21 protein-coding genes are annotated in these 22,499 nt (G+C 39.0%); 9 read left to right on the top strand and 12 right to left on the bottom strand.

The genetic code is table 11. The features are described from left to right. Nucleotides 1–4: 4 nt before the first annotated feature. A complete protein-coding gene (locus tag EHQ70_RS09420; protein ID WP_135585770.1) occupies nucleotides 5–502 on the bottom strand; it encodes an RNA polymerase sigma factor in 498 nt (165 codons plus the stop codon). Nucleotides 503–625: 123 nt separating this feature from the next. After that, nucleotides 626–2,029 (bottom strand): Si-specific NAD(P)(+) transhydrogenase, encoded by a 1,404-nt coding sequence (sthA, locus tag EHQ70_RS09415; protein ID WP_135585768.1) that lies wholly within the window; start codon nucleotides 2,027–2,029, stop codon nucleotides 626–628. A 173-nt stretch (nucleotides 2,030–2,202) separates the two neighbouring features. Between sthA and EHQ70_RS09410 the strand changes: the two genes are divergently transcribed. The 3 genes from EHQ70_RS09410 (at nucleotide 2,203) to EHQ70_RS09400 (ending at nucleotide 6,184) form a co-directional block, all read left to right on the top strand. Then, nucleotides 2,203–4,974, top strand: a complete 2,772-nt coding sequence (locus EHQ70_RS09410) for an adenylate/guanylate cyclase domain-containing protein (RefSeq protein WP_135585767.1) — start codon at nucleotides 2,203–2,205, stop codon at nucleotides 4,972–4,974. A gap of 117 nt (nucleotides 4,975–5,091) precedes the next feature. Continuing rightward, complete coding sequence (locus tag EHQ70_RS09405) at nucleotides 5,092–5,727, top strand: peroxiredoxin (RefSeq protein ID WP_135585765.1); 636 nt, start codon at nucleotides 5,092–5,094, stop codon at nucleotides 5,725–5,727. Nucleotides 5,728–5,770: 43 nt separating this feature from the next. Further along, the gene (locus tag EHQ70_RS09400) at nucleotides 5,771–6,184 is read left to right on the top strand and encodes an OsmC family protein (RefSeq protein ID WP_135585763.1); all 414 of its coding nucleotides are present in this window, start codon (nucleotides 5,771–5,773) and stop codon (nucleotides 6,182–6,184) included. A gap of 92 nt (nucleotides 6,185–6,276) precedes the next feature. On the opposite strand, the gene EHQ70_RS09395 is transcribed toward EHQ70_RS09400, so the two are convergent. The 3 genes from EHQ70_RS09395 to dinB are packed head-to-tail and all read right to left on the bottom strand — an operon-like array spanning nucleotide 6,277 to nucleotide 8,878. Then, the gene (locus EHQ70_RS09395) at nucleotides 6,277–7,035 is read right to left on the bottom strand and encodes a DUF547 domain-containing protein (RefSeq protein WP_135585761.1); all 759 of its coding nucleotides are present in this window, start codon (nucleotides 7,033–7,035) and stop codon (nucleotides 6,277–6,279) included. A gap of 55 nt (nucleotides 7,036–7,090) precedes the next feature. Beyond that, nucleotides 7,091–7,792 carry an alpha/beta hydrolase gene (locus EHQ70_RS09390; RefSeq protein WP_135585759.1) on the bottom strand — a complete coding sequence of 234 codons (702 nt, stop codon included), beginning with the start codon at nucleotides 7,790–7,792 and terminating at the stop codon, nucleotides 7,091–7,093. Nucleotides 7,793–7,795: 3 nt separating this feature from the next. Then, nucleotides 7,796–8,878, bottom strand: coding sequence for a DNA polymerase IV (gene dinB, locus EHQ70_RS09385; RefSeq protein ID WP_135585757.1), 1,083 nt, complete (start codon nucleotides 8,876–8,878; stop codon nucleotides 7,796–7,798). A 76-nt stretch (nucleotides 8,879–8,954) separates the two neighbouring features. Here dinB and EHQ70_RS09380 point away from each other — a divergent pair, with 76 nt between their 5' ends. Beyond that, on the top strand, nucleotides 8,955–10,088 hold the full coding sequence (locus EHQ70_RS09380; RefSeq protein WP_208729528.1) for a PP2C family protein-serine/threonine phosphatase: 1,134 nt from the start codon (nucleotides 8,955–8,957) through the stop codon (nucleotides 10,086–10,088). Next, nucleotides 10,085–12,085 carry a PAS domain-containing sensor histidine kinase gene (locus EHQ70_RS09375; RefSeq protein WP_135585753.1) on the top strand — a complete coding sequence of 667 codons (2,001 nt, stop codon included), beginning with the start codon at nucleotides 10,085–10,087 and terminating at the stop codon, nucleotides 12,083–12,085. Before EHQ70_RS09380 ends, EHQ70_RS09375 begins: the two co-directional genes overlap by 4 nt. Here EHQ70_RS09375 and EHQ70_RS09370 read toward each other — a convergent pair. Then, nucleotides 12,069–12,464, bottom strand: coding sequence for an ExbD/TolR family protein (locus EHQ70_RS09370; protein WP_135585751.1), 396 nt, complete (start codon nucleotides 12,462–12,464; stop codon nucleotides 12,069–12,071). The two genes, EHQ70_RS09375 and EHQ70_RS09370, sit on opposite strands and share 17 nt — an antisense overlap. After that, the gene (locus EHQ70_RS09365) at nucleotides 12,461–12,925 is read right to left on the bottom strand and encodes a MotA/TolQ/ExbB proton channel family protein (protein WP_208729527.1); all 465 of its coding nucleotides are present in this window, start codon (nucleotides 12,923–12,925) and stop codon (nucleotides 12,461–12,463) included. The genes EHQ70_RS09370 and EHQ70_RS09365 overlap by 4 nt, the downstream gene beginning before the upstream one ends. Nucleotides 12,926–12,941: 16 nt before the next feature. Here EHQ70_RS09365 and ubiE point away from each other — a divergent pair, with 16 nt between their 5' ends. From ubiE to EHQ70_RS09345, 4 genes are all read left to right on the top strand, one after another. Next, a complete protein-coding gene (gene ubiE / locus EHQ70_RS09360) occupies nucleotides 12,942–13,673 on the top strand; it encodes a bifunctional demethylmenaquinone methyltransferase/2-methoxy-6-polyprenyl-1,4-benzoquinol methylase UbiE (protein ID WP_135585749.1) in 732 nt (243 codons plus the stop codon). 172 nt (nucleotides 13,674–13,845) lie between these two features. Continuing rightward, nucleotides 13,846–15,681 (top strand): LruC domain-containing protein, encoded by a 1,836-nt coding sequence (locus EHQ70_RS09355; protein ID WP_135585747.1) that lies wholly within the window; start codon nucleotides 13,846–13,848, stop codon nucleotides 15,679–15,681. Nucleotides 15,682–15,745: 64 nt separating this feature from the next. After that, a complete protein-coding gene (locus EHQ70_RS09350) occupies nucleotides 15,746–16,900 on the top strand; it encodes an AMP-binding protein (RefSeq protein WP_135585745.1) in 1,155 nt (384 codons plus the stop codon). 58 nt (nucleotides 16,901–16,958) lie between these two features. After that, entirely contained in the window at nucleotides 16,959–17,453 is a 495-nt protein-coding gene (locus EHQ70_RS09345; protein WP_135585743.1) for a YiiD C-terminal domain-containing protein, read from the top strand. A gap of 3 nt (nucleotides 17,454–17,456) precedes the next feature. Here EHQ70_RS09345 and EHQ70_RS09340 read toward each other — a convergent pair whose 3' ends face one another. The 5 genes from EHQ70_RS09340 to EHQ70_RS09320 all read right to left on the bottom strand — a co-directional run bounded on the left by EHQ70_RS09340 (nucleotide 17,457) and on the right by EHQ70_RS09320 (nucleotide 22,477). After that, entirely contained in the window at nucleotides 17,457–19,442 is a 1,986-nt protein-coding gene (locus tag EHQ70_RS09340) for a hypothetical protein (protein ID WP_135585741.1), read from the bottom strand. A gap of 193 nt (nucleotides 19,443–19,635) precedes the next feature. Further along, the gene (locus EHQ70_RS09335; RefSeq protein ID WP_135585739.1) at nucleotides 19,636–20,100 is read right to left on the bottom strand and encodes a TraR/DksA family transcriptional regulator; all 465 of its coding nucleotides are present in this window, start codon (nucleotides 20,098–20,100) and stop codon (nucleotides 19,636–19,638) included. 8 nt (nucleotides 20,101–20,108) lie between these two features. Beyond that, the gene (gene rpmG, locus EHQ70_RS09330) at nucleotides 20,109–20,270 is read right to left on the bottom strand and encodes a 50S ribosomal protein L33 (protein WP_081431684.1); all 162 of its coding nucleotides are present in this window, start codon (nucleotides 20,268–20,270) and stop codon (nucleotides 20,109–20,111) included. 34 nt (nucleotides 20,271–20,304) lie between these two features. Next, nucleotides 20,305–21,249, bottom strand: coding sequence for a bile acid:sodium symporter family protein (locus EHQ70_RS09325; RefSeq protein ID WP_135585736.1), 945 nt, complete (start codon nucleotides 21,247–21,249; stop codon nucleotides 20,305–20,307). Between the two features lie 25 nt (nucleotides 21,250–21,274). Beyond that, complete coding sequence (locus EHQ70_RS09320) at nucleotides 21,275–22,477, bottom strand: aminotransferase class V-fold PLP-dependent enzyme (protein ID WP_135585734.1); 1,203 nt, start codon at nucleotides 22,475–22,477, stop codon at nucleotides 21,275–21,277. Nucleotides 22,478–22,499 lie beyond the last annotated feature (22 nt).

Genomic DNA, 22,499 nt, shown 5'->3' with positions numbered 1-22,499 from the left:
TATACTAATCCGGTACCAAGTTTTCTCTCTTAGCGATGGCTAACACCTTCTCCGTGGCCTTAATGACCAAACGAGAAGCAGTAGAAACCGAAACTCCTAAAACCTCAGCGATTTGCACCAGCTGAAATCCTTCCACATTTTTAAGCAACAAAGCAGAACGTTCCTCTTCCGACAGCTCAACTAAAAAAGAATAAAGTCTGTCTTCTAAGTCCTGATATTCTGCTTTCGTTTCTAATTTGGGATTGTGGCTATGAAATTCGATTTCATCAGAAACAATCTCTCTTGTTGTAGAAAACTTTTTAGCATAATTAATCGACAAATTGCGGGCAATTGTATATAAAACCATGACGGACTTCTCTTCCGAGAGACCGGCATCGCCGTAGTGCTTATGGAAACTGAGAAAGCTGTCTTGCATCAAATCCATTGCCGTGTCCGCATTTTGAGTGTACTTGTAGAGGAAGTCATAAATACGTTTATGGCTTCTTTCATAAATTTGACTCATAGAGACAGCTTTGTCTGACACAATCTTGTATGTGTTGGTAAAACCGAGTCTCTGACAAGTAAAATCCCGTTCTTCTCTATAAAAGTAAACAACCGGACTTGGTCAGATTCTCAAGGAACCAGATTATTTTTCTCTTAAAAGGGCATCATTCGCAGCATTTTTATAAGCTCCAATCATGGTTGGATAGTTAAAAATGTGTTCGGTGAAGTACTCAATGGGTGCCTTGAGATTCACCACACATTGTCCAAGGGCAATGAGCTCAGTCGCTTTGTCGGAAATGATATGCACTCCCAACACTCTTCTTGTTTGTTTATCGAAAAGGATTTTTAAAAGTCCTACTTGGTCTCCGCTGATTTGGGCACGAGTGATGGTATCGAACTTTGCCATTCCCACTCCATAAGAAACCCCTCGGGCTTTGAGTGCTTCTTCGGTAGGTCCAATGGTTGCGATTTCTGGTAATGTATAAATTCCAATTGGGAACTCTTCTGCATCTACAGGAACTGAAGGATGACCAAACATATGTTTTGCGACATAAGCTCCTTGGTACATAGACACGGAAGCCAAACTAGGAAATCCAATCACATCACCACAGGCATAAATATTGGAAATATTGGTTTGGTAATTTTCGTTCACTAAAATTTGTTTTCTGTCATTGGGGATGATACCAACAGATTCCAGTCCCAAATTGTCGACATTCCCTAATCGACCACGAGAGATCAAGACTTGGTTGACACGAACCACTTCACCTTTGTTAGTTGTGAGTTCGTATCCTTCCTCATTGGGGAGTTTTTTATAGTTTGTGATAGAAGAATCAACATGGATAGAAATCCCTGATTGTTGCATGATACGAGTCATTTCATTGGATATATCTTCATCCAAAAACCCAAGAATCCTATTTTGTGAATCAAAGAGATGAACTTGAACTCCAATATGAGAAAAGATGGTAGCGTATTCGGAACCAATGATCCCTGCTCCCACAACAGCCAGAGAAGTAGGCATCTTTTTCATAGCAAAGAGCCCATCGCTATCGTAAACCAACCCATCTTCAAAAGGGATGTTTTCATTTGTGGGTCTACGTGGGCTACTCCCTGTAGCAATTAGGATGTTCTCTGTTTCGTAGACTTTTTTTCTTCCTGCAGAATCGGTTACTTCTACGTGATGAGGATCAATGATTTGTCCCCAACCCGTGAGTGTAGTGACACGGTTTTCAATCATTTGTTCCCGAGTGACATCTTCTTCTTTTTCAATCACTGTGTCTGCACGAAACATAAGCTCTTGCAAAGTGAGTGTTGCCGTTTGCGGAGATTGGAGTCCATGTAGTTTGGACAACTTTAGGTTCCGGTAGAACCGACTTGTTTCTTGTAAGGATTTGGAAGGGATGGTTCCGTAATGGACACAACCACCACCCAAGTAAGGGTCTTTTTCAATGATGGCTGCTTTTTTTCCCATTTTGCTTGCTTGGATAGCAGCTTTTTGTGCGGCAGGACCGCCCCCGATGGCGAGTAAATCAAAACGATTGATGGACATTTGCTATAAAAACCATACCGATTCAGAGGAAAATAGCAAGCAAAATTGGAAGAACCATTTACGTGTTAATTCTGATTCATTTTCGCCTAACAAAGTACAAAATGAAATACAAAAAACCTTGCTTTGAAAACTCATAGTTCCATGTTTCATCCATCCCCATGGAATTCATCAAAATGATCCGATCTGGACTCACTGTTGTCTGGAAAATTCTTTCCGAAGGAATTAGAGCCAAACTTGCTTGGTTCACAGGAACGCTAATCGCCTTAACCATCCTATTACTTTCCATCATCACCGTTCGCCAACAAACGGCAATCCTTTCCGAAAGTTATGAAAAACAAGCCGCTGTATCCAAAAACTTTATCGCAAGTTTGGTAATGGAGATTGAGAATATATCGCAAAACTTAATCCGAATTGAAGAATTTAAATCAAGGATCGAAAGGCAACGTGTTGAACTTAAAAAATACCGAACTGCCAAAGTAGTCACACAGAAAAAAACTGTTTCTGTTTTTGGATTCCAAACCAATTTATTCGGATCTCTAGGAACATCCAAAGTAGTAAAAAAAGTAGATTCGTTTTTTTCCGTTTATCTCACAAAAGATGATGTAGATGTTTTAGAAAAAGAAATTCGCCAACAACTAAGGGAGGCATCCAACAGAAACATTAGCGAAAGAGAATGGAACACACTAGTCCACCTTGCCTCTTCTTATGTGCGCAATGAAGAAAAATATTTAGAGACCCAAAAACAAACTCCTCCGGAAGACCCAGAAGAAAAAAACAATTGGGAAACAAATGTTAAAAACCTAAAAAAGGAAATTCGAAATCATAAATCGCAATTGGATCTATTCATTGCGAAATTTTATGCTGATTCTAAAAAAAGAAAACTAGAAGAGCTGGGTCTTGATACTCAACTTTTCCGAATCCAAACTTTTCCTCTTTCCGCAATGATCCAAGGAGAAACTTCTGTTGCTTCCTTTGATACACAAATCATAGACAACACTTCTCCATTGGCAAAAATCGATCAATTTGACCAAATGGAAGAAAGCCTCGTGGAGTCTTTCCAACGTCTTTCGAATGATATTTCTTCTTTAGATGAAAACGAAAAACAATATGTTTACGAATGGCAAGACAGGGAAATCCAAGCCCTCCACTCTCCTCTATTCCGTCATCAGAATTCGACAAAAAGAGCATTTAACCTAAGTAGCGTTAAATCTAGCTTAGGGGATTATAGAGAAGTCATTAAGGAAGATTATCGTATCACCAATGAACTAACAGAACTGATACCAAAGTTAAGAGAACGCATTGAGTTTTTAAAAAACGCAAAACCTCCAATCCCACCTGCAAAAGATAAACTATTCACAAGTTTTTATAAATCTTATAACGAACTCATTGGTGCGAGAGATCAAATCTTTGATGAAGTAACAAACAATTATCCAATTCCGGCAGAAGATTGGGAAAAAATTGAGGCTTTACGGAGTTTACGAGATGTAACTTTGGAAGATTGGATTTTGATGAAATTCAAAACGGATCCTACCGAATACGAACGTTATTACCAAGATCCGGATGCCAGAGAAATCCAAAGAAATCGTTGGCGGGCAATTCGTAAGTGGATTAGTTCTGCCGAACAAGAAACACCCACAAAAGAATTAAAAAAACTTTTCCCTGATGGAAGTTTTGGTCATTCCCGAAGTGAATCGGAAGAGCTCATGTGGAAATTAGATCGAACCCATCTTGTAAAAGCTGAAAATGTTCCAAACCTTGTCCTGCGAGATAACTTTTCGGGTCTCATCCGTACCCTTGTGGACAGAACGGACGGAATTCGAGCCATCAAAGACAATCGAAATCAAATTGTATTCACAGCCATTACGATCTGTCTTGTGGCAATTGTATTTGCTATTTTTATCTCTGGTGTGGTGGTTCAAAAAATTCGTAAGATCATTCGTAGTGCTGAAGATGTAGGCCAAGGGAATCTTCATGTTCATTTTGATGATGGTGGGAATGATGAATTTGGAAACCTTACCGTAGCACTCAACCAGATGGTGTCGGGTTTAAAAGATCGTGAAAAAATGCGCGGTGTTCTTGGTAGTATGGTGGATCCTGTGGTAGTGGGAGAAGCTCTCAAAGATTTAGAAAAACTAAAACAAGGAAGTGAAAAAATAATCACTGCTTTCTTTTCTGATATCGCTGGTTTTAGTGCTATTTCTGAAAAACTAAATTCAAAAGAACTGGCAAATCTTCTCAACGAATACTTATCTGCCATGACCATCATCCTCAAACATCATGATGGGGTTTTGGATAAATACATTGGTGATGCCATTGTTGGTGTTTTTAATGCACCACTGGATGTAGAAAATCATTGTTTAAAAGCAGTTTCTGCCAGTGTAGAAATGCGAGACAAACTTGAAGTTTTGAAAAAAGGATGGAAGGAAGAAAATAAATACATCCCAGAAGCCCATACTATGAAGTTCCGCGTTGGACTAAACATGGGTTATGCGAAAGTGGGATTTATGGGAACCGATGCTTTGGCCTCTTATACCATGATGGGTGATACCGTCAACTTGGCGGCGAGACTGGAAGCGGCAGGAAAAGATTATGGAGTTTGTATTTTGGTTTCGGAGTTTGTCCAAGATGAAATCAAAGAACATTTTTTCACAAGGAAATTGGACATTGTGCGGGTGAAGGGAAAAACAAAACCGGTCACTCTCTATGAAGTTCGTGCCAAAAAAGGAGATGAAACTGGCGAAGACCATCAATTTGTGGAAGCCTATGAATCTGCCCTTTTCTCGTATTTGAACCGTAAATTTGAGGAAGCCGGGAAAAAATTCTATACCCTTCTCACCACAAACGGCGACGAAGCCTGCAAACTCCTTTGGGAAAGATGCCAGTATTACCTCGAAACTCCTCCAGAACCGGACTGGGACGGTGCCTTCACTCGGACGAAAAAGTAGGGAATCTGCGAAATATTTCAATAAAATGGAAATTTCATCCAATAAAGTATAACAAATTCTTGCCTTTTTGGACAATATTTTTAGAATTGGAATAACTGATCTTACAGGAGACTCACCATGGCACTACGTTTAGGCGACGAAGCACCCAATTTCCAAGCAGAAACTTCGGAAGGCAAAATTGACTTTCATGAATATTTAGGACAAGGATGGGGGATTTTATTTTCTCACCCGAAAGACTACACTCCAGTTTGTACAACAGAACTCGGATACGTAGCAAAAATCAAACCAGAGTTCGAAAAACGAAATGTAAAAGTGATCGCACTTTCTGTTGACCCTGTTGACAGCCATAAAGGTTGGATCTCTGATATCAACGAAACACAAGCCACTACTGTCAATTATCCTATCATTGCAGATGCAGATCGTAAGGTATCCAATCTTTATGATATGATCCACCCCAATGCAAGCGAGACTACTACAGTTCGTTCTGTATTTGTTGTTGGACCTGACAAAAAAGTGAAACTAACTCTTACTTACCCTGCTTCTACTGGAAGAAATTTTGATGAACTTTTACGAGTGATTGATTCTCTACAACTCACTTCTCAGTTCAGCGTGGCAACTCCTGCGAACTGGAAAGACGGAGAAGACACAATCATCGTTCCATCAGTTTCTGATGAAGATGCAAAGAAAAAATTCCCTAAGGGATTTAAAACCATCAAACCTTATTTACGTTACACTCCACAACCAAATAAGTAATTTTTAAACTTGGCGGGTTCTACCACCCGCCTATTTTATACTTATGAACATCAAACTGAGTCGAATTGAATCCCCTTATGTTTTAGAAGCAACGAATGAATCCGGTAATTCCATTCGGATTGACGCATCGCCTGAAATAGGTGGCAAAAATTCTGGGCCAAGGCCTATGGAACTTTTGATTATGGGACTTGCTGGATGCAGTAGCATTGATGTTCTGATGATTTTAGCTAAACATAGAATCGAAGTCAAAGACTACTCAGTAGAAGTAGATGCCGATAGAGAAAAAGTAGAAGAAGCAAATTTATTTAAAAACATCCATTTGAAATTTAAAATCGCGGGTGAATTCAAAGAAGAACAAGTAAAACGTGCGATTGATCTCAGTTTAGAAAAATACTGTTCTGTTGCCAAAACACTCGAAAAAACTGCAAAAATCACTTACGAATTTGAGTTAGTTTAATCATTCGCAAATCACAGAAAACATATTTGCCCGTTCAATATCAAAATCACCAAAGTAGGAAAAACCAAACTTCCCTACTTTGTATCAATTTTTTATTTTAATTCGTTTAAATCCCAATTGTATTCATTATAAGCAATTTTAGCATCCGGTTTGATGGTTTCGTCAAACCCTTCTTGCAAATATTGAATGAGAGTTGTTTTTTTAGTAAAATCCGTTTGGAACCAGTTAAAAATTTTACTTAAGTACAAAGTGTTCGTTGTTTTGTCATAATAATTTTTCTTTGGATTTTTTAAGAACCCAAGTTTGGCTGATTGGAGTTGTTTTTCTAAATTAACTGCGGTGTAAGCTTCTGAAACTAAGTTTGGACAACCAATGGAAGCACAAACAATTGCAAAATGGATTCTCGGTTCATTAAAATCCTTTCTTAATTTTTCATGTTCAATCCAATCCAAATGTCTGGACTTTCCAAGAAGCGAAAAGAATTCTTTTTTCCAAGGAATTCCTCGTGCGAGATTGATTTTAGAAAAAGGAGATCCAATTTCTGTAATACTTTCTATTGGGTAGTGGTCCAAAATCAGTTTCACAGTGAAGGCATTGTAAGCGTTGATTAAAAAACTAAGTTTTTCTTTTTCATTGAAACCTTGGTATTGCGCCTCAGTGACTTTAGAAAGATTTTCTAAATACTGACGAAAAGAAACATCATCAGACTGAATTCCTTTATAAGAAACAAGTCCGTTTTTTACATACTTTTTAACAATTGAGTCCCAAACACTATGTTTATGATCGAATCCTTGGGCAGAAGCCCCTTGCCATAAACCAACACAAAGGAAAACAAGAAAAAATTGTTTCATCACGACCACCTACTCATTTAGACAGACTTACAACCATTTCTATCTAAGAAAAAAATTACGACAAACTATTCAAATAACGACTGATCCCTTGGATTACTGGTGCTGGGATTTCATGACCACCATTAAAGGCTATGAATTCACCGAGAAGCCCTGAATTACGAAGTAATTTTTCCAGTTTTTTTGCATTCGCATAACCAAGGATAGGATCAAATTCACCATGTGATTGGAAAAAACGTAAAGCCGATTTTTGGGGAGCTAAATCTTTCCATAAAGATTCATTCACAAGGGCTCCAGACAAAATCATGAGTCCTTTGGATATTTTTTCCTTTCGTAGCGTTAGATCTGTGGCAAGCATAGCACCTTGTGAAAATCCACCCAAAATCAGCTGATCCCATGGTACGCCAAGAGCATCTAACATTAAATAAGCGGCTCCTCGAGCAATATCCATTCCTTCTGGGTCTTTGTCGGCAAAATTTCTAAAATCATTTTTCCGAATTGCCTCTTCCAAAGCAGCCATATCAATCGGGAACCAAGCACGGCCAGAATAACCAGGCATAAGTGGTACACTCAAATGACCATGTGGGAAAACCCAATTGAATTTTTGATCTGTGACTAAAACTTCATGAATGGGGTATAAATCGAAAGCACTGGCACCATAACCGTGAAACATCACAACCGTTGGTGCGTCGGGATCGCCCTTGACTCGAAGAACTTGTAAAGGCCCGAGAGTTTCTAAATCGTTTTCATTATCTAACATAGTTTAACCGAAGAGTGAAAGTTGGTCCTTGTCCTTATTGATTGTATCTGATGAAAAGTTGGTAACAGAAATTCCAAGAAGTCTAATTTTCCTGGACGGTTCAATATTTTCCTTCCAAACTGTTGCCAATAGATTCGAGGATTGTTGGAAAAGGTTGTCTGCCAAGTAGAAAACAGAATCGGAAGAAATAGATTTTTGTTTCACTGTAAAATCTTCAAATTTGATTTTTAAGGTAAGTGTTTTTCCTTGTTTATTTTTTCGGCCCATCCTTAGTTCCAATTCCTTAGATAAATTCTCCAAAGTGAGTAAGAGAAAAGCAAAATCTTCTGAATCATGGGAAAACGTAGTCTCCACTCCAATCGACTTGGGATCGCGGAAGGGAATCACTTCTCTGTCATCCACTCCCCTCGCCATTCGGTAGAATACATAACCCATTTTTCCAAATTCCTGTACAAGAAATGATTCCTCGGCTTTTCTGAGTTCCGATCCCTTTGTAAATCCTAACTTAGAGAGTCGTTCATAGGTTTTTTTCCCAATTCCATGGAAACTATATAAGGGAATGTCATTTAAAAAATTTTCTTCCTCACCTGGAAGAACCACATAAAGTCCGTTAGGTTTATTTTTTTCGGAAGCCATTTTGGCTAAAAATTTATTTTGAGCCACTCCTGCAGAACAAGTGAGTCCAGTGTTCTCAAAGATTTTTTTCCTAATTTCTTTGGCAATCGTACTTGCTAATGGAATTTCTAATTTATTAGAAGAAACATCTAAGTATGCTTCATCTAACGATAAAGGTTCTACCAAGTCTGTATATTCTAAAAATATAGAACGAATTTCTCTTGAGATCGATTTATAAACTTCAAATCTAGGTGGAGTGAAAATAGCATCGGGACAGAGTTTAAATGCTTGGAAACAAGGAATGGCTGAACGAACTCCGAATTTTCTTGCTTCATAGCTTGCGGCACAAACCACTCCCCTTGAATGCGGAGATCCACCAACAACCACTGGTTTCCCTCTCATTTCCGGAAAGTCTCTTTGTTCTACAGAAGCATAAAATGCGTCCATATCAATATGGATGATCTTTTTCATTTCTCTTGTCTCTTGGAATCAAACCAAATCAAAAATCTCTTGCCAAATGTTTTTTACACCCAATCCTTCATGAATCGTGCATACAAAACAAGCAGCAAAAATTTTGGTTGTTGATGATAACGAAACCAATATTGAAATTATCACTCATATTTTACTTGGTCAAGGTTATGAAGTGGCAGTTGCCTATGATGGCGAATATGCTTTGGAACTTGCAGAAGCATTAGATTTTGATTTAATTTTACTCGATATTTTATTACCAGGCCTAAGTGGCCTTGAGGTTGCAAAACGACTGCTTGTAAGGGATAGATCCAAAAACACACCTATCCTATTTTTATCTGCTTTAAACGAAACAAGCGATATTGTCAAAGGTTTGGAAACAGGAGCCGTTGATTATATTACCAAACCTTTTCAAGAAACAGAAATCCTGGCAAGGATACGAACCCATATCAAAATCAAAACTTTGGAAAAAGAAAGAATCGATCTTTTACAGGCCATCCAAAAAGATTTGGAACTTGCAAAGGCCAATCAGGAAAATTTAGTAACCTTTCAATTTCCACCTTCTCCCCTCTATCAGATTTATACTTCTTACAAACCGATGGATCTTGTCGGAGGTGACCTCATCACCTATGATCTGTTACCTTCCGGTGATTTGGATATTTTATTTGGTGATGTGACAGGACACGGAATTGCAGCAGCAATGGTTTCTCTTATGGCAATCATCACATTCAAAACTATGGATAAATCCTTTTTAGCTCCCAGCGAAAGTTTATATTGGATTCATAATACCCTCACTCCACTCATCAGCACTCATTTCATTAGCGCCATTTATCTGAGATACAAAGCAGAAGAAAACTTACTCTCCTATTCTATGGCGGGACACCACAATATGTTTCTGATTCGAGACAAAAAAATCATCAAACTAGGAACCAAAGGTTTTTGTCTCATGATGTTCCCTGACCAACTCAATACGGAAAACCAGGATCAATTTCTAGAATCGGGAGACCGTTTGTTTTTATTTTCCGATGGTATGTTTGAAGTTCCAAATGAAAAGGAAGAATATTTAGGTGATCAAAATTTTCAAAGTTTGATCGAATCAAGAATCCACCTTCCATCCAAAGAATTTTTGGAATCAGTGCAAAAGGAAGTTTTGAGTTTCTCTGGTGGCAAAGTTGCAGATGACATGACAATGTTACTTTTGGAAATCAAATGATAAATGAAATCCTTACAATTTTAATTGTTTCTGGATTATTATCCCTGGCCTACTACTATTATCATGCTTATCGAAAAGAGAAAAAACTTAGACTAATCCTCTTTAGAAAAAACTTAAGTAACTCAGAAGAAATCGAACGCACCATTAGAGAAAAAGAAAAACAATACCAAGACATTTATGATACTGCAAACTCCATCATCATTCGCTGGAGTCCTGATTTTAAAATCCATTCCATCAATCCCTATGCGGAAGAATTTTTTAAAACCACAAAAGACTTAGCAGAAGGCAAAGATGTGGTATTGGATTTATTCCAAATCCCTTTAGAAAAATCGAACGAAGTAAAATCCCAACTATGGAATATCTTCCATAGACCAGAACAAAATATCCGCCAAGAGTACGATGTGTTCATTGGAGAAAGTGATAAAAGAACTGTCACTTGGTCCAACCGAATTCTAAAAAACGAATTTGGATATCCATACGAAGTACTATCGATCGGGAACGATATCACTAACCGTAAAATCGCCGAAGAAAATTTAATGAAGTCCTATGAAAGGATTTTGGATCTTTATAACAATGCCCCTTGTGGTTACCATTCTCTCGACAAAGACAATGTGATTGTTTCTATTAATGATACGGAGTTAGATTGGTTGGGTTATTCGAGAGAAGAAGTCATCGGAAATTTCAGATTTAACGATTTAATGACAGAAAGTAGCCAAGATAAATATAAACTCATAACCAATTCCTTTCCCAACGAAAACCTAACTGGTGTCGAATTGGAATTTGTCAGAAAAGATAGATCTACTTTTTTTATTAGTTTAAACTCTACCGCAACATTTGATAGAAACGGAAACTTTGTGATCAGCAAATCTACCGTATTTGATATCACAGACCGAAAGATCGCCGAAGACAAGTTAAACGACTATTCGCAAAAAATCCAATTACAAAATAAACGATTACAAAAAGCAGTAGAAGCGGCCATCAAAGCAAACCGCTCCAAGTCAGTTTTCTTTTCAAAAATCACACATGAATTGAGAACTCCCCTACATGCGGTCATTGGGTTCTCTCAAATTTTTGAAAAAGATCCGAACCTCCCCAACCACTTAAAAGGATATGTAAATTCGCTTTATGAAAACGGCGTACATTTACTTGGAATGATCAATGACATTCTGGACTTAGCAAAAATTGAAGCTGGAAAAATGACAGAAACAAGGGAATCTTTTTCCCTTGGCCAACTTTGGGACACTTTATTTTCCATGTTTTCCTATCGTTTCACTGAAAAATCTGTAAGTTTAGAATTGATTGGTGCAGAGAATATTTCTTTTGCTTATTACGAAGCAGATTTACAAAAGATTCGCCAAATACTTGTTAATTTGATCGGGAATGCTTTAAAGTTTACTACCCAAGGCTCAGTGAGTTTGGAAATCAAAATAGAAAGTAACCCAAACCAATCATTTGATACGGTTCGCTTTATCGTCAAAGATTCAGGAATAGGAATTCCCGATGACCAATTACATTCTATATTTGAGGCATTCCAACAAACGGAACAAGGAAGTTCCTACAAAGAAGGCACAGGACTTGGACTTTCCATCTGCCAACAGTTAGTTGAATTTTTAGGAGGGACCATCCATGTAAAAAGTTTTGTTGGACTTGGATCAGAATTTTGGTTTGAAATCCCATTAACAAAACTACAGGAGATTCCAGAAAACTTAAAACAAAAATCAAAACTGGGCCCCACCCATACAAATGAAATTGTACAAACAGCGAAGTTGGAAGAATCCGAAGCAGAAATTGTTCAAAATTTTTTAAATGTTTCCTCTCCTGAATTTAAAAAGGAGATTTTAAAATTGATTCGGATCCAAAATTTTGGCCAACTAACAGAAGTCTTAAATGCAATCCAAACAGATGATAAAGGAAAAAAAATATTAGAACAAAAAGTTCAAAACAAAAAATATAAATTTTTAATCGACTTATTACAAACCTCTAATCCTTTAGAGTGACAATATCAATTTTTTGATACCCTTTCGATTTTAATAAATCTGTTACCAAAACAAAAGCCGCAAATTCTGCTTTTTTATCTACTTCCAAAACAATTCTAGATTTTCCATCTTCATTCTCGGGAATATTACTGGTTAAGGAGTTTTTGTCGGTTTCCTTCCCATCAATATAAATCACTCCTAAATGATTGATTTGAATTTTGAACTTAGGAGATTCTTCTCCTATTGAATCAGTTTTTGTTTTAGGAAGGTCGAGTTGTAAAGTGGAAGTTGTCTCTGTAAATCGAACTGCTAACATTAAAAAGATGAGTAGAATAAAAAGTACATCTATCAAACTACTAATATCAATTGAGGAGTTGAAATTGGACTTACGAAGTTTCATTTTGATTTAGAAAAATCTTTTACCAGAAGTTCTGAAATATGACGAATTTTGTTTTCTGCAAATCGATGAAAGTACAAAGAAGGAATTGCTACTAAAAGACCTGCGATCGTTGTGTTCAGAGCATCTTTGATTCCGCCAGCGAGTACCTCTAAACTAACTTTTCCTTGGGATTCCATCGCTCCAAATGCTGAGTTAATTCCAATCACAGTTCCGAGAAGACCAAGAAGCATGGAAAGCGAAGCTATTGTTGGCAACCAATGAATGGTTCTTTCTAAAGGAGAAAAGAACAATTCCAATTCTGCTTCCGTTGGTTCTGTATGAAATAACTCCAACCGAAGGTTTTTATCTTCTAATTTCTTCAGTCCGAGGACGATCCGAAAGAAAAAATAGAAGGAAGTGAATGAAAAACAAAAAAGAAGAATAAAAATCAAAATTGCGGGAATTGAAAATGTCCAATTCATGGATGTATCGACCTCTATGAACCAATACCAACTGCCATCCCAAGAAAAGAAACCGGAATATGTAAGAACTAATTTTGATGGAATCGCTAAAGCCTATGATAGATTCAATGACTGGAATAGTTTTTTCCTGCACCGTGTTTGGAAGGATTGGGTAGTCAGAGAGGCCAAAAAGACTGTTCCTTTGGCAAAATCCGCCCTTGACCTCTGTTGCGGGACAGGAGACATCACCCTCCGCCTTTCAAAGGACCAAAGCCTGGAACAAGTGGTTGGCCTCGATTTTTCGGAAAAGATGTTATCATTTGCCATCCACAAAATTCCCAAAGACCCCAGAGTGAAACTCCTTCTGGGAGATGCCATGAACCTGAGCCAATTTGCCGATGGTAGTTTTGATCTTGTGACAATGGGTTTTGGACTTCGAAACGTTTCTGATATCAGGAAGTGTTTAAAAGAAATCAAACGAGTGTTAAAGAAAGATGGAGTGTTTGTCAATTTGGATGTGGGGCGAGTGCGACCCAAATTCTTAAAATACTTTGCTGATTTTTACTTTTTCAAAATTGTTCCTTTGTTCGGGTATTTGCTCTATGGAAAGGAAAATGAGATGTTTGATTACCTTCCCCATTCTTCAAAAGCCTATCCTGACCAAGAAACACTCGCTGAAATCTTAAAGGAAATTGGGTTTCAAAACGTACGGTTTCAAAATTTTGTTTTTGGAAATGCGGTAGCTCACATTGCCGAAAAAAAATCTTAAAAATAACAAATTGCCTTTTTGTCTGATTTTGCGGGCATTTTGTTCATTTTTTTTGGTCTCCGTTGGTACATTCCCCAAAAAATCCAATGGATTTCCCTAAATTATTCCAAATCTCCGTTGCTTTTTTTCGCAATTTGTCGTTTAATTCCCTATACAGGTAGGATATCTCAACATGAAACGATGGTTAGTTCTTATAACAATTCCCCTTGTTTTATTGGATTGTTCCAATAAAAAGAAGGGTTTATTACTTCTCCCATTTTTGGGACTCGGTGACGGTGCAACACAAACCGCTCCCGATTCAGGCAAAAGTGATGGCACATTCACTGTGGTTGGTTTAGAAACCACTGACACAAGCCAAATCACGGCACCCGCAGAACCTACTCCTGCTCCAGCAGAAGGTTCTAATAACAGTGGAGACCAAACATCCACAACCAATCCTGAGCCTAGTCCAACAACGACTCCGGAACCTACAACTACGACAAATCCAGAGCCAGAAACAACGCCAGCACCAGCACCTGTTGTTACGACTCCTGCTCCCACACCTACTACAGTTGTGAACGAAACAACAGTTGTTGTAGTCGACCAAACCAATGGTGGTAGTTTTAATTTTGAAACCAACGTCACTGTTCCTGTCACGGTAGTGGTTGGAAATGAATCAGGCCCAGTAGCAAACGCTCCCGTCACTGTGACGGAAACAATAACCACTGGACAACCCAATGTGGTTGGCGTAGGAACTACTGACTCCAATGGATCAGTAACAATCCCTATTAGCGTTCCACCAACAGTCACTACTGTAGAAATCAGTGTGATCGGAGTGAATCCAACTACTGGTGAAGTAGTAGAACTGAATGGAACAGCTCCCGTACAACAACCTGCAACAGGTGGATCTGGAACTGTGGTAGTTGCTCCCGTTGTCAATGTCGATACAACAAACTTCCAACCTGTGAATGGTTGTGTGCAAGCTGTTGATACTGATTGCGACGGAATTGCCAATATTTACGATGAATTCCCGGAAGATCCAAGTCTTGCTACTACAGCACGTTCTGGCAGATACACAATTGCTTTCGAAGATTTATTTCCATCTGCAGGAGATGCAGACTTAAACGACCACTCAACTGTGTTTAGCACTGAGATGGACAAAACACCAGCGAACAAAGTAAAGGTGATTCGTGGAACTTACACCCATGTTGCAAAGGGTGCAGGATACAATCATGAACTCAGACTTTCTTTAAATGTCACAACCAGTGCAACAGTACAAGTGAATTATGTGGACGGAAGTGGAAAACCATGGAAAGGTTGCGCTGCTGCACCTAAATACACTGCCAATGCTACTGGAGACTGTACTGGTGGAACTTTTACCGCAGCACAACTCAAACGAGGAATTCTCATCCTTCCAAGTTCCGACAAAACTCTTTTTGGAAGTAAAAACGCACCTACTGCCGGAACAACTTTCACCATCAACGACTTTGTTCGTGGAGTGACTGCACATATCACTGTTACATTTGAAGAACCAGTAGATTTGAATCAGACTAAAAACCTTGTCGGTGGGCATTTGAACTACTTCCTTGCCATCAACCAAAAGACAGATGGTGTGTTCCGACAAATCTATCGCCCTGGTTTCTATAAAAACAGTGCAGGAAAAGATTCATTCCTAGACAGCAAAGGATTCCCTTGGGCCATCATTGTTCCAGGAATCTTCAACCACCCAACAGAAGGTGCCGATATTCGTAAACCGTCTACTTCTGGTTATGTTTTCTTTAATGATTGGGTGAGCTCAAACGGTGTGGCACATAAAGACTGGTATTTAAATGCAGACCAAATTCCAACGGCAAACCGTCCTTCATATGTAGTCCGAGTGAGTGACTTCTATGTTGACAATGGGTTTTCCGCCTACCTCATCAAAGCAGTTCAGAAAAACGCTTTGGAAGTTTCGGCAAGTTTGATCGTAATCGGTGCCGCTCTCGGGTTCCTGATGAAAAAACGATTGGGAAAACAACAAGCAGCTTAAAAGAGAAACCTACCTCGAAAAAGAAATCCTTCCTCCAAATCCTGGGGGGAGGATTTTTTGTTTTATGACCTCTGTCCTCCGCTTTGCGGACTCGTCGTATTTTCTATCTGGAAACTTTGAACTCGATTTAGAATCCAACCACCCCATCCTTGTCGATCCTTTGTGGAAAGGAACCGTTTTAGAAAACCATCTCCATAAGTATCCACTTCCTATCCTGGATTCCCCAAAGTCCTTCTGTCTTGTAACCTCAGGGTCAACAGGCCTTCCTAAAATGGTTTGGAAAGAATGGTCTGAGATTGAATCCGAAATTGCCTTTTGGACTAGGGAAGAAAAAATCCAATCGCTTTTCCAAGAAACAAAACCCAATGGACTTGCGGTCTCTGTGCCTCTCTGCCATCTCTACGGCCTTTTGTGGGGGTATTTGATCCCCAAACGGCTTGGTGTTTCCATAAACATAGGAGCTCCCAAAGAAGGGACAAAGCTCTGGATCACATCGGCTTCCCAAATGCAAAAAACATTCGATGCCGCTGCTCTACTTCCCCCAAATGCAATTGTTTCTGGAATGAAGTTCCCGGTTCCCTTAGCCCGAACCTTCCGAGAGAAAGGTGGGATTTCTGTTTTGGAAATTTACGGATCTACAGAAACCGGAGCCATTGGTTACCGCGACCCACTCCGCCAGAACCGGTTTCAAATTCTAGACGAGGTAGAAACAAAATTTTATCTTCAGGAAGGAACGGAAGAATTTGAACTCCAAATTCGGAGTCCATATTTATCTCAAAAATATTTTTATCAAGAAGAACATGGATGGGTTCGCCACGACATCCCACCAAACGAATACTATGCGACAAATGATTTAGGGAATGGATCAGAACTCGGATGGTACCTTTTGGGAAGGAAAGACCGAATCATCAAACATTTCGGGAAACGTGTTTCTTTGGATCGAATTGAGTCCGAGATCCTTGGTTTGTCTCTACCAGGAGAATTTGTTTGTGTTGGTATTTCAGGTGAACTCGGAGACAGTATCGGTCTTTTTAGCTCAACAAATCTAACACCTAACGAATTGATCATTCAGCTGCGTAAAGAATTACCGGAAAGCCATATCCCAAAAGTTGTTTTGACAAATAAACAAATCCCAAAATTACCCAATGGCAAAATAGACTACCCTAACATAACCAATCTATGTAGTCAGGAATATGACAGAGGAAAAGAAGATTTTTAGAAAGAAATACAAGAAGAAATAGTAGACCAATCGTTCTATAGTTTTTTATCTTGTGTTTATGAGACACAGAGAAATTCTTCTGGAATACAAAGTTCATCCTTTATGGCATTTTTTAGAACAAACTTATGGTTTTGAGCAGGCCTTTCGTATGTTCAAACCATATGAAGGTGCTAACATCTTACCAAAACTTGTGGATCAAAACACAATGGTAGTGACGATGCCACTGATTCTATCAAACACAAATTATGTGGGGACTCATTTCGGTGGATCTCTCTACTCTATGTGTGATCCATTTTTTATGTTTTTACTGATGATGAATTTGGGAAAAGATTATATGGTTTGGGACAAAGGTGCAAAAATTGATTTTGTGAAACCTGGTGAAGGTACTGTCACCGCAACCTTTCATATCCCCAATAGCGAATTTGAAGATTTAAAAGAACTTTTAAAAAGAGAGAAAAAAACCATTCGAACCTATGAAACCGAAGTAGTTGGCGAAGATGGGAAAACCGTTGCCAAACTCACTAAGGATCTATACATCCGAAGGTTAGTTTAAGTTTTAAAATTGGATTCGGTTGCTCCCATCAAACTGAGATCTGGGCAATCGAAATTCCAATTTAGATCTAGACTTCAGACGAATAAATGAGGCTCCTTTAGGGCATTCACCCGACCAAGAATACCCAAATTTTGTTTCTGTAAATAACTCTTGTTTGATGGTTACTCGATCAGAATTCAAAAACAGAACTTCCACAACTGGGCTTTTGTTTGTTGTTTCCAAAAAAATTCTTCCAACCCTAGCAGATCCATATTCTGAAAGTTTCCATTCCCAAACTCTTCCATGAAATTCATATTCATAGTTAGGTGATTTAGGAGGTAAGGTCGCTGCCACTTGGTATTCTCTTAGTTGGGTTTTTCGAAACTCAGATCCAATTCCCAGATCCCAATATTTTTGCGAATAAAACAAACCATAGTTTAAAGGAAGGCCAATCGAAAGGATGAGGAGTAAGGGAGAAAACCAAACTGTTTTTCTAAATTTGTCAAAAGAAGAAGAAAATCCAGTTCCCTTTTCTCCGAGTAAAACCAAATAAAAACAAAGAAAAGCCCCATCTGAATTTTGGATTTGGACTCCGAATAAAAACGGCAAAATAAGAAGTAAACTTTGTTTCCAAAGTCCCCTTTCCCATAAAAATAGAGAGATAAAAAAGAAAAAAACAAAGGAACCAAGAAATCCTAAATCATGAACCAACCACAAAAAGAAGTTAGGTGGAAAATCGATCATTTCATTTGTAGTTTTTGTTCCTATCCGGGAAGGATCGAGAAGCCCAAGAGGAAAAGATCCAATCCCATTTCCTAACCAAAGATTGTTTTTGATCCCTTCGAGACAAATTGTCAAAAGTTCTGCTCGCATTAAGTCCATTCGTTTGAGAGCCAAATAAGGTTCCTTTTTCCAAACAGGGAGGGCATCCATCGTTCGTTTGGATAACTCCACCAAATCCCAATCTTTTTGTAAAAAGCTGAGACCGTATAAAGCCAAAAATCCCAAAATAGGAATGAGTAAATACAATCCAATCCTAGTGATTCTTTTTTTGGTAATGGAGATAATCCACAAATCAGTTGTTAGATGGATGATCCCAATTGCATTGGAGATGGCCCAAACGATCCAGAAAGCTTTCCCTTGTGCCAGTCCGAGCCATGTCACAAATAAAAAAGAAATCATCGCAAGAACCAAACTAAATCTTTCTTTGGACTTACGCCAGTTTGTGATCAGTTTAGAAATCCAAAGAAGAGATAAAACAGGAAGGATCCAAGAAGCCGATCCTGAATCTTGAAAGAGTCCAGTGCTACGACCTACCTTTACACTTTCCAAAGTACCCGCTGAAAAAAAATCTAAACTCCAAATGGATTGGATGCTCATTACTAATAAATTAATTCCCAATCCTAAAAATAATCCGAACCGAAGTTGTTCCGACAAACTATCCTTAGATGGTGTAGGCATAGATCTTTCTTCAGAAAATAGATATAAGATCACAAAAGAAGTAGGTACTAAAATCTTACAAGAAAGTCCCATGGCTTCTCTTGAAGACAGAGTTGGAAAATAAAAATACTCTTGGATCCCAAGCCCAGTCACCAAACCAAGGCCTTGGTATTGGAAAAGACAAAGCACTGTCAAAAGACAAAGAAAAAATATAAAACCAAAATAGGTAGAATACCAAATGGGCAGATTGGATTTTCCTGTTGGATTACGAATCATCCAATCGGTGAGAATTTGTTCGGATTGTTTGGGAAGGGCTGTTTCATTTCTCCCAAGAAGGACTAAGATGAGTTCCCTAGTCCAGATCCCAAGAATCGAACCAAGAAACAAACCAACTAGCTGGTAGGAACCAACCATTGGCAAACCAGATAGATACGGCAGACGTAAAAAAGTAAATACACCAAGAGCTGTGAAGATCCTCCCCCATTTCCTCTGGTACATCTGCGGAAAAAATCCAAAGGCAAATTGTAAAAGAAAAGAAGGATAAAAATGACTGCCGGGAACTGGTTCCACATACCGATGCAGACTCCAAACAGAGAAGGTGCAGAAAAAAAAGAAAAGGAGATCAGAAAAAGGTAAAGAACGCAGTCTGGCTAGAAAACTCACGATAGAGAGAGTGCAAAGCCTTGGTCAGTGAATCAATTGTAAAATTAAGGAAATCGGGAGAATTTGGGGTCTGAGGGAAAAAGGAACTAGGGATTTTCTCTTAGTCGAGAGAATCCACATCCATTCCCGTTGCAGGATAAGCAGAAAGAGAATCCATGCGGTAACCAGCACGGTTACGGCTCTTCGCCATTTGTTCTGCAAATTCCACAGTAAATCTTGTCCACGGAATTGCCTTGAGTCTCGCCAAAGGAATTTTTTTCTTAGTTCCTTCGCAGATCCCGTAGGTTCCGTTTTCAATCTTTTCTAACGCAAGTTCTATCTCGCGCAGAGTTTCAATTTCATTTTCAGTCAAAACAGAAGTTAAGGCCTCTGAATTGAGTTCGGATGCAATGTCTGCAATATCACCCATCTCTTTCAATCCAGAAGGAGAACTGGTGTCTTCCCACTGGTTGAGTTTGATTAAGAGGGACTCTTTTTTCTCTTGGAGGAGCTCACGCACCTCTTCGATGAACTTTTTGTCCACTCCCTTCTCTGCTGATGAAGATTTTGCAGCTGGTTTCGGCATCTTAATCCTTAGACTTTGGATTCCTTGTGATCAGTATGAGATTTGCAAAATTTGCAATATTTTTTAGTCACAAGTTTTTCCGACTTTGTCTTCTTGTTTTTAGTCTGGAAGTAATTTGACCGCCCAGGTATCGCACATGGGACACAGGTTAGTTTTATGATTTCTCTCATAATTTATGCCATGACGTACCGACCCCATATATAGTCAATCGACAATAGCTGGTTTTTTCGATTCCCTTCTGAAATAGGTCGCAAATAAACTTCCAAGAAGGGAATGGGTCAAACTCGATAAAGCACTAGGAATTGCCGTGTTCGGATCCAAAAAATGAGTCCTGGCAAGCACTGCCCCGAGCCCTGAATTCTGCATTCCCACCTCAATCGAAATGGTTTTTGCTGTTTTTGCATCTTTTGTCAGATACCAACTAAAAACCCCACCGAAACCAAACCCACCTAGATGCAAAAGAATCACTGCAAAGAAGATTCGGAAGTCGGAATTTAGGATGGTATCTTTTCCACTGGCAATGATCGAAGCCACAATCATCGCAATTAAGAGTACAGAAAGTACGGGAAAAAAATCTTGGATCTCTTTTGTGAGTTTTGGAAAAATCGATTTTAAAAACAATCCTAAACCAACAGGAACTAAAATCACTTGGAAGGTTGTGATCACAAGACCCAAACGATCAATCTCCAAACGACTCCCTATGAGAACCGCCACAAGGAATGGTGTCATCATAATCCCAAGGATCGTGGAGACAGATGTTAAGGTAACACTAAGAGGAACATCTGCTTTGGATAAAAACGTAATCACATTGGAAGCCGTTCCACCCGGGCAACAGGAGACAAGAATGAGTCCCACTGCAAAGGCTTCTGGGAGTTGGAATAAGTACCCAAGCGAAAACCCAAGTGTTGGCATAATCGTATATTGTAATACAGTTCCAATCAGAATTGGTTTTGGTTGTTTTAAGATTCTGATAAAATCTTCGGCTTCCAAAGTGAGTCCCATCCCAAGCATAATGGCACCGAGGCTATAAGTGATCCAAGGCCCTCGAAACCAAATGATCTTTTCAGGAAATAAGAACCCAATCCCTGAGATGAAAAGAAGTACAACTGGAAAAGCAGTGACAATCAGTTTAGAAATTTTAGTGATCATAATGAATTCAAATCAACCCTTTCACCTAACTTTGGCTTAGGTATTCTTTTAAAGTTTCTTTCACTCGGGCCACATGTTCTTCTTCAATCGCAATATGAGGAGCCATTCGAAGTCGTCCCAGTCGCACCGCAGCCGTGATTTTCCTTTGTTTTAAAAAGGCTTGGATGGCTTCCGGTTGGAACTTGGACGGATCTTTGTGACCTGTGATCGCAATGATTCCCGTTTTCACATTGGGAAAAGCATCGGATTCCAATGTAAAACCTAAATCATGAAGAGCGTCCTTAAACATTCCCGCCACTTCATAAATCCGTTCCCGCACGCGGTCGAAACCAAGGGTGGACAACATCCGCAATGATGCATAAAAATAAATCCAGTCATTGAAGTTGATTGTACTTTGTTCAAATTGGTCGGCGGCGGGTTTCCATTCATTTCTATAAGGAAAATAACTGGAATCGTTCACCACACTGGCCTGGCCTTTGAAGATCAGTTGGAATCCATTGGATTCTTCTTTGGATAGATACACCACTCCAAGTCCCAAAGGACCGAGTAACCACTTCCAGGCGGCAAATGCACAGAAAGCCACTTTTATTTTTCCAAAATCAAGGGGGATATGACCCACGGCTTGGCTTCCATCAACCACAAGTTTCGTGTGATGGGTTTCACAAAGTTTAGAAACGGCTTCCATATCAAAAGCCACTCCCGTACACCAATGAACAGGTGATAGGCTAAGAATATATACATCCCCTTTTTCTAATTCATTTTTTAGGTTGGTTAAAAATTCGTCGGGAGTTTTACCCACAGGGATAAATTCTAAATCCACACCCTTTTCTTTCCAATGTTCCCAAGGATAAACATTACTTGGGTATTCATTCTCCAGAACTAAAATTCTTTTTCCTTTTGGGATTTGAATGCTATGAGAGTAGAGATTGATCCCCTCACTCGTGTTATGTACAATCCCTATCTCGGATGGATCACAATGTAAAATTTCCGCGATGTAACCGCGGATGGCAGATTTGATTGCCGGTTCCGCAAAACTCGGGGCAAAGATACCGAACTTTGCGTATTCCTGAAAGTAGAGATTCATCATCTGGGTAGCATAGGTGGAAACAGGTGTGGTCCCACAATAATTCAACCAAACGGAATCATTCTGTACGGGGAAATACTTGGAGATCCCTTTCCAAGAAGGAAAAGGAGGGAAGGAAGGAAGTTCATTGTGATTAGGAAGCATTCAAAAATAGAAATATCTGAAG

The organism is Leptospira congkakensis, from assembly GCF_004770265.1.
In the GTDB taxonomy this organism is placed as follows: domain Bacteria; phylum Spirochaetota; class Leptospiria; order Leptospirales; family Leptospiraceae; genus Leptospira_A; species Leptospira_A congkakensis.
Note: the sequence above shows the minus strand (reverse complement) of the source record. Positions and strands in the feature narration are given on the sequence as shown.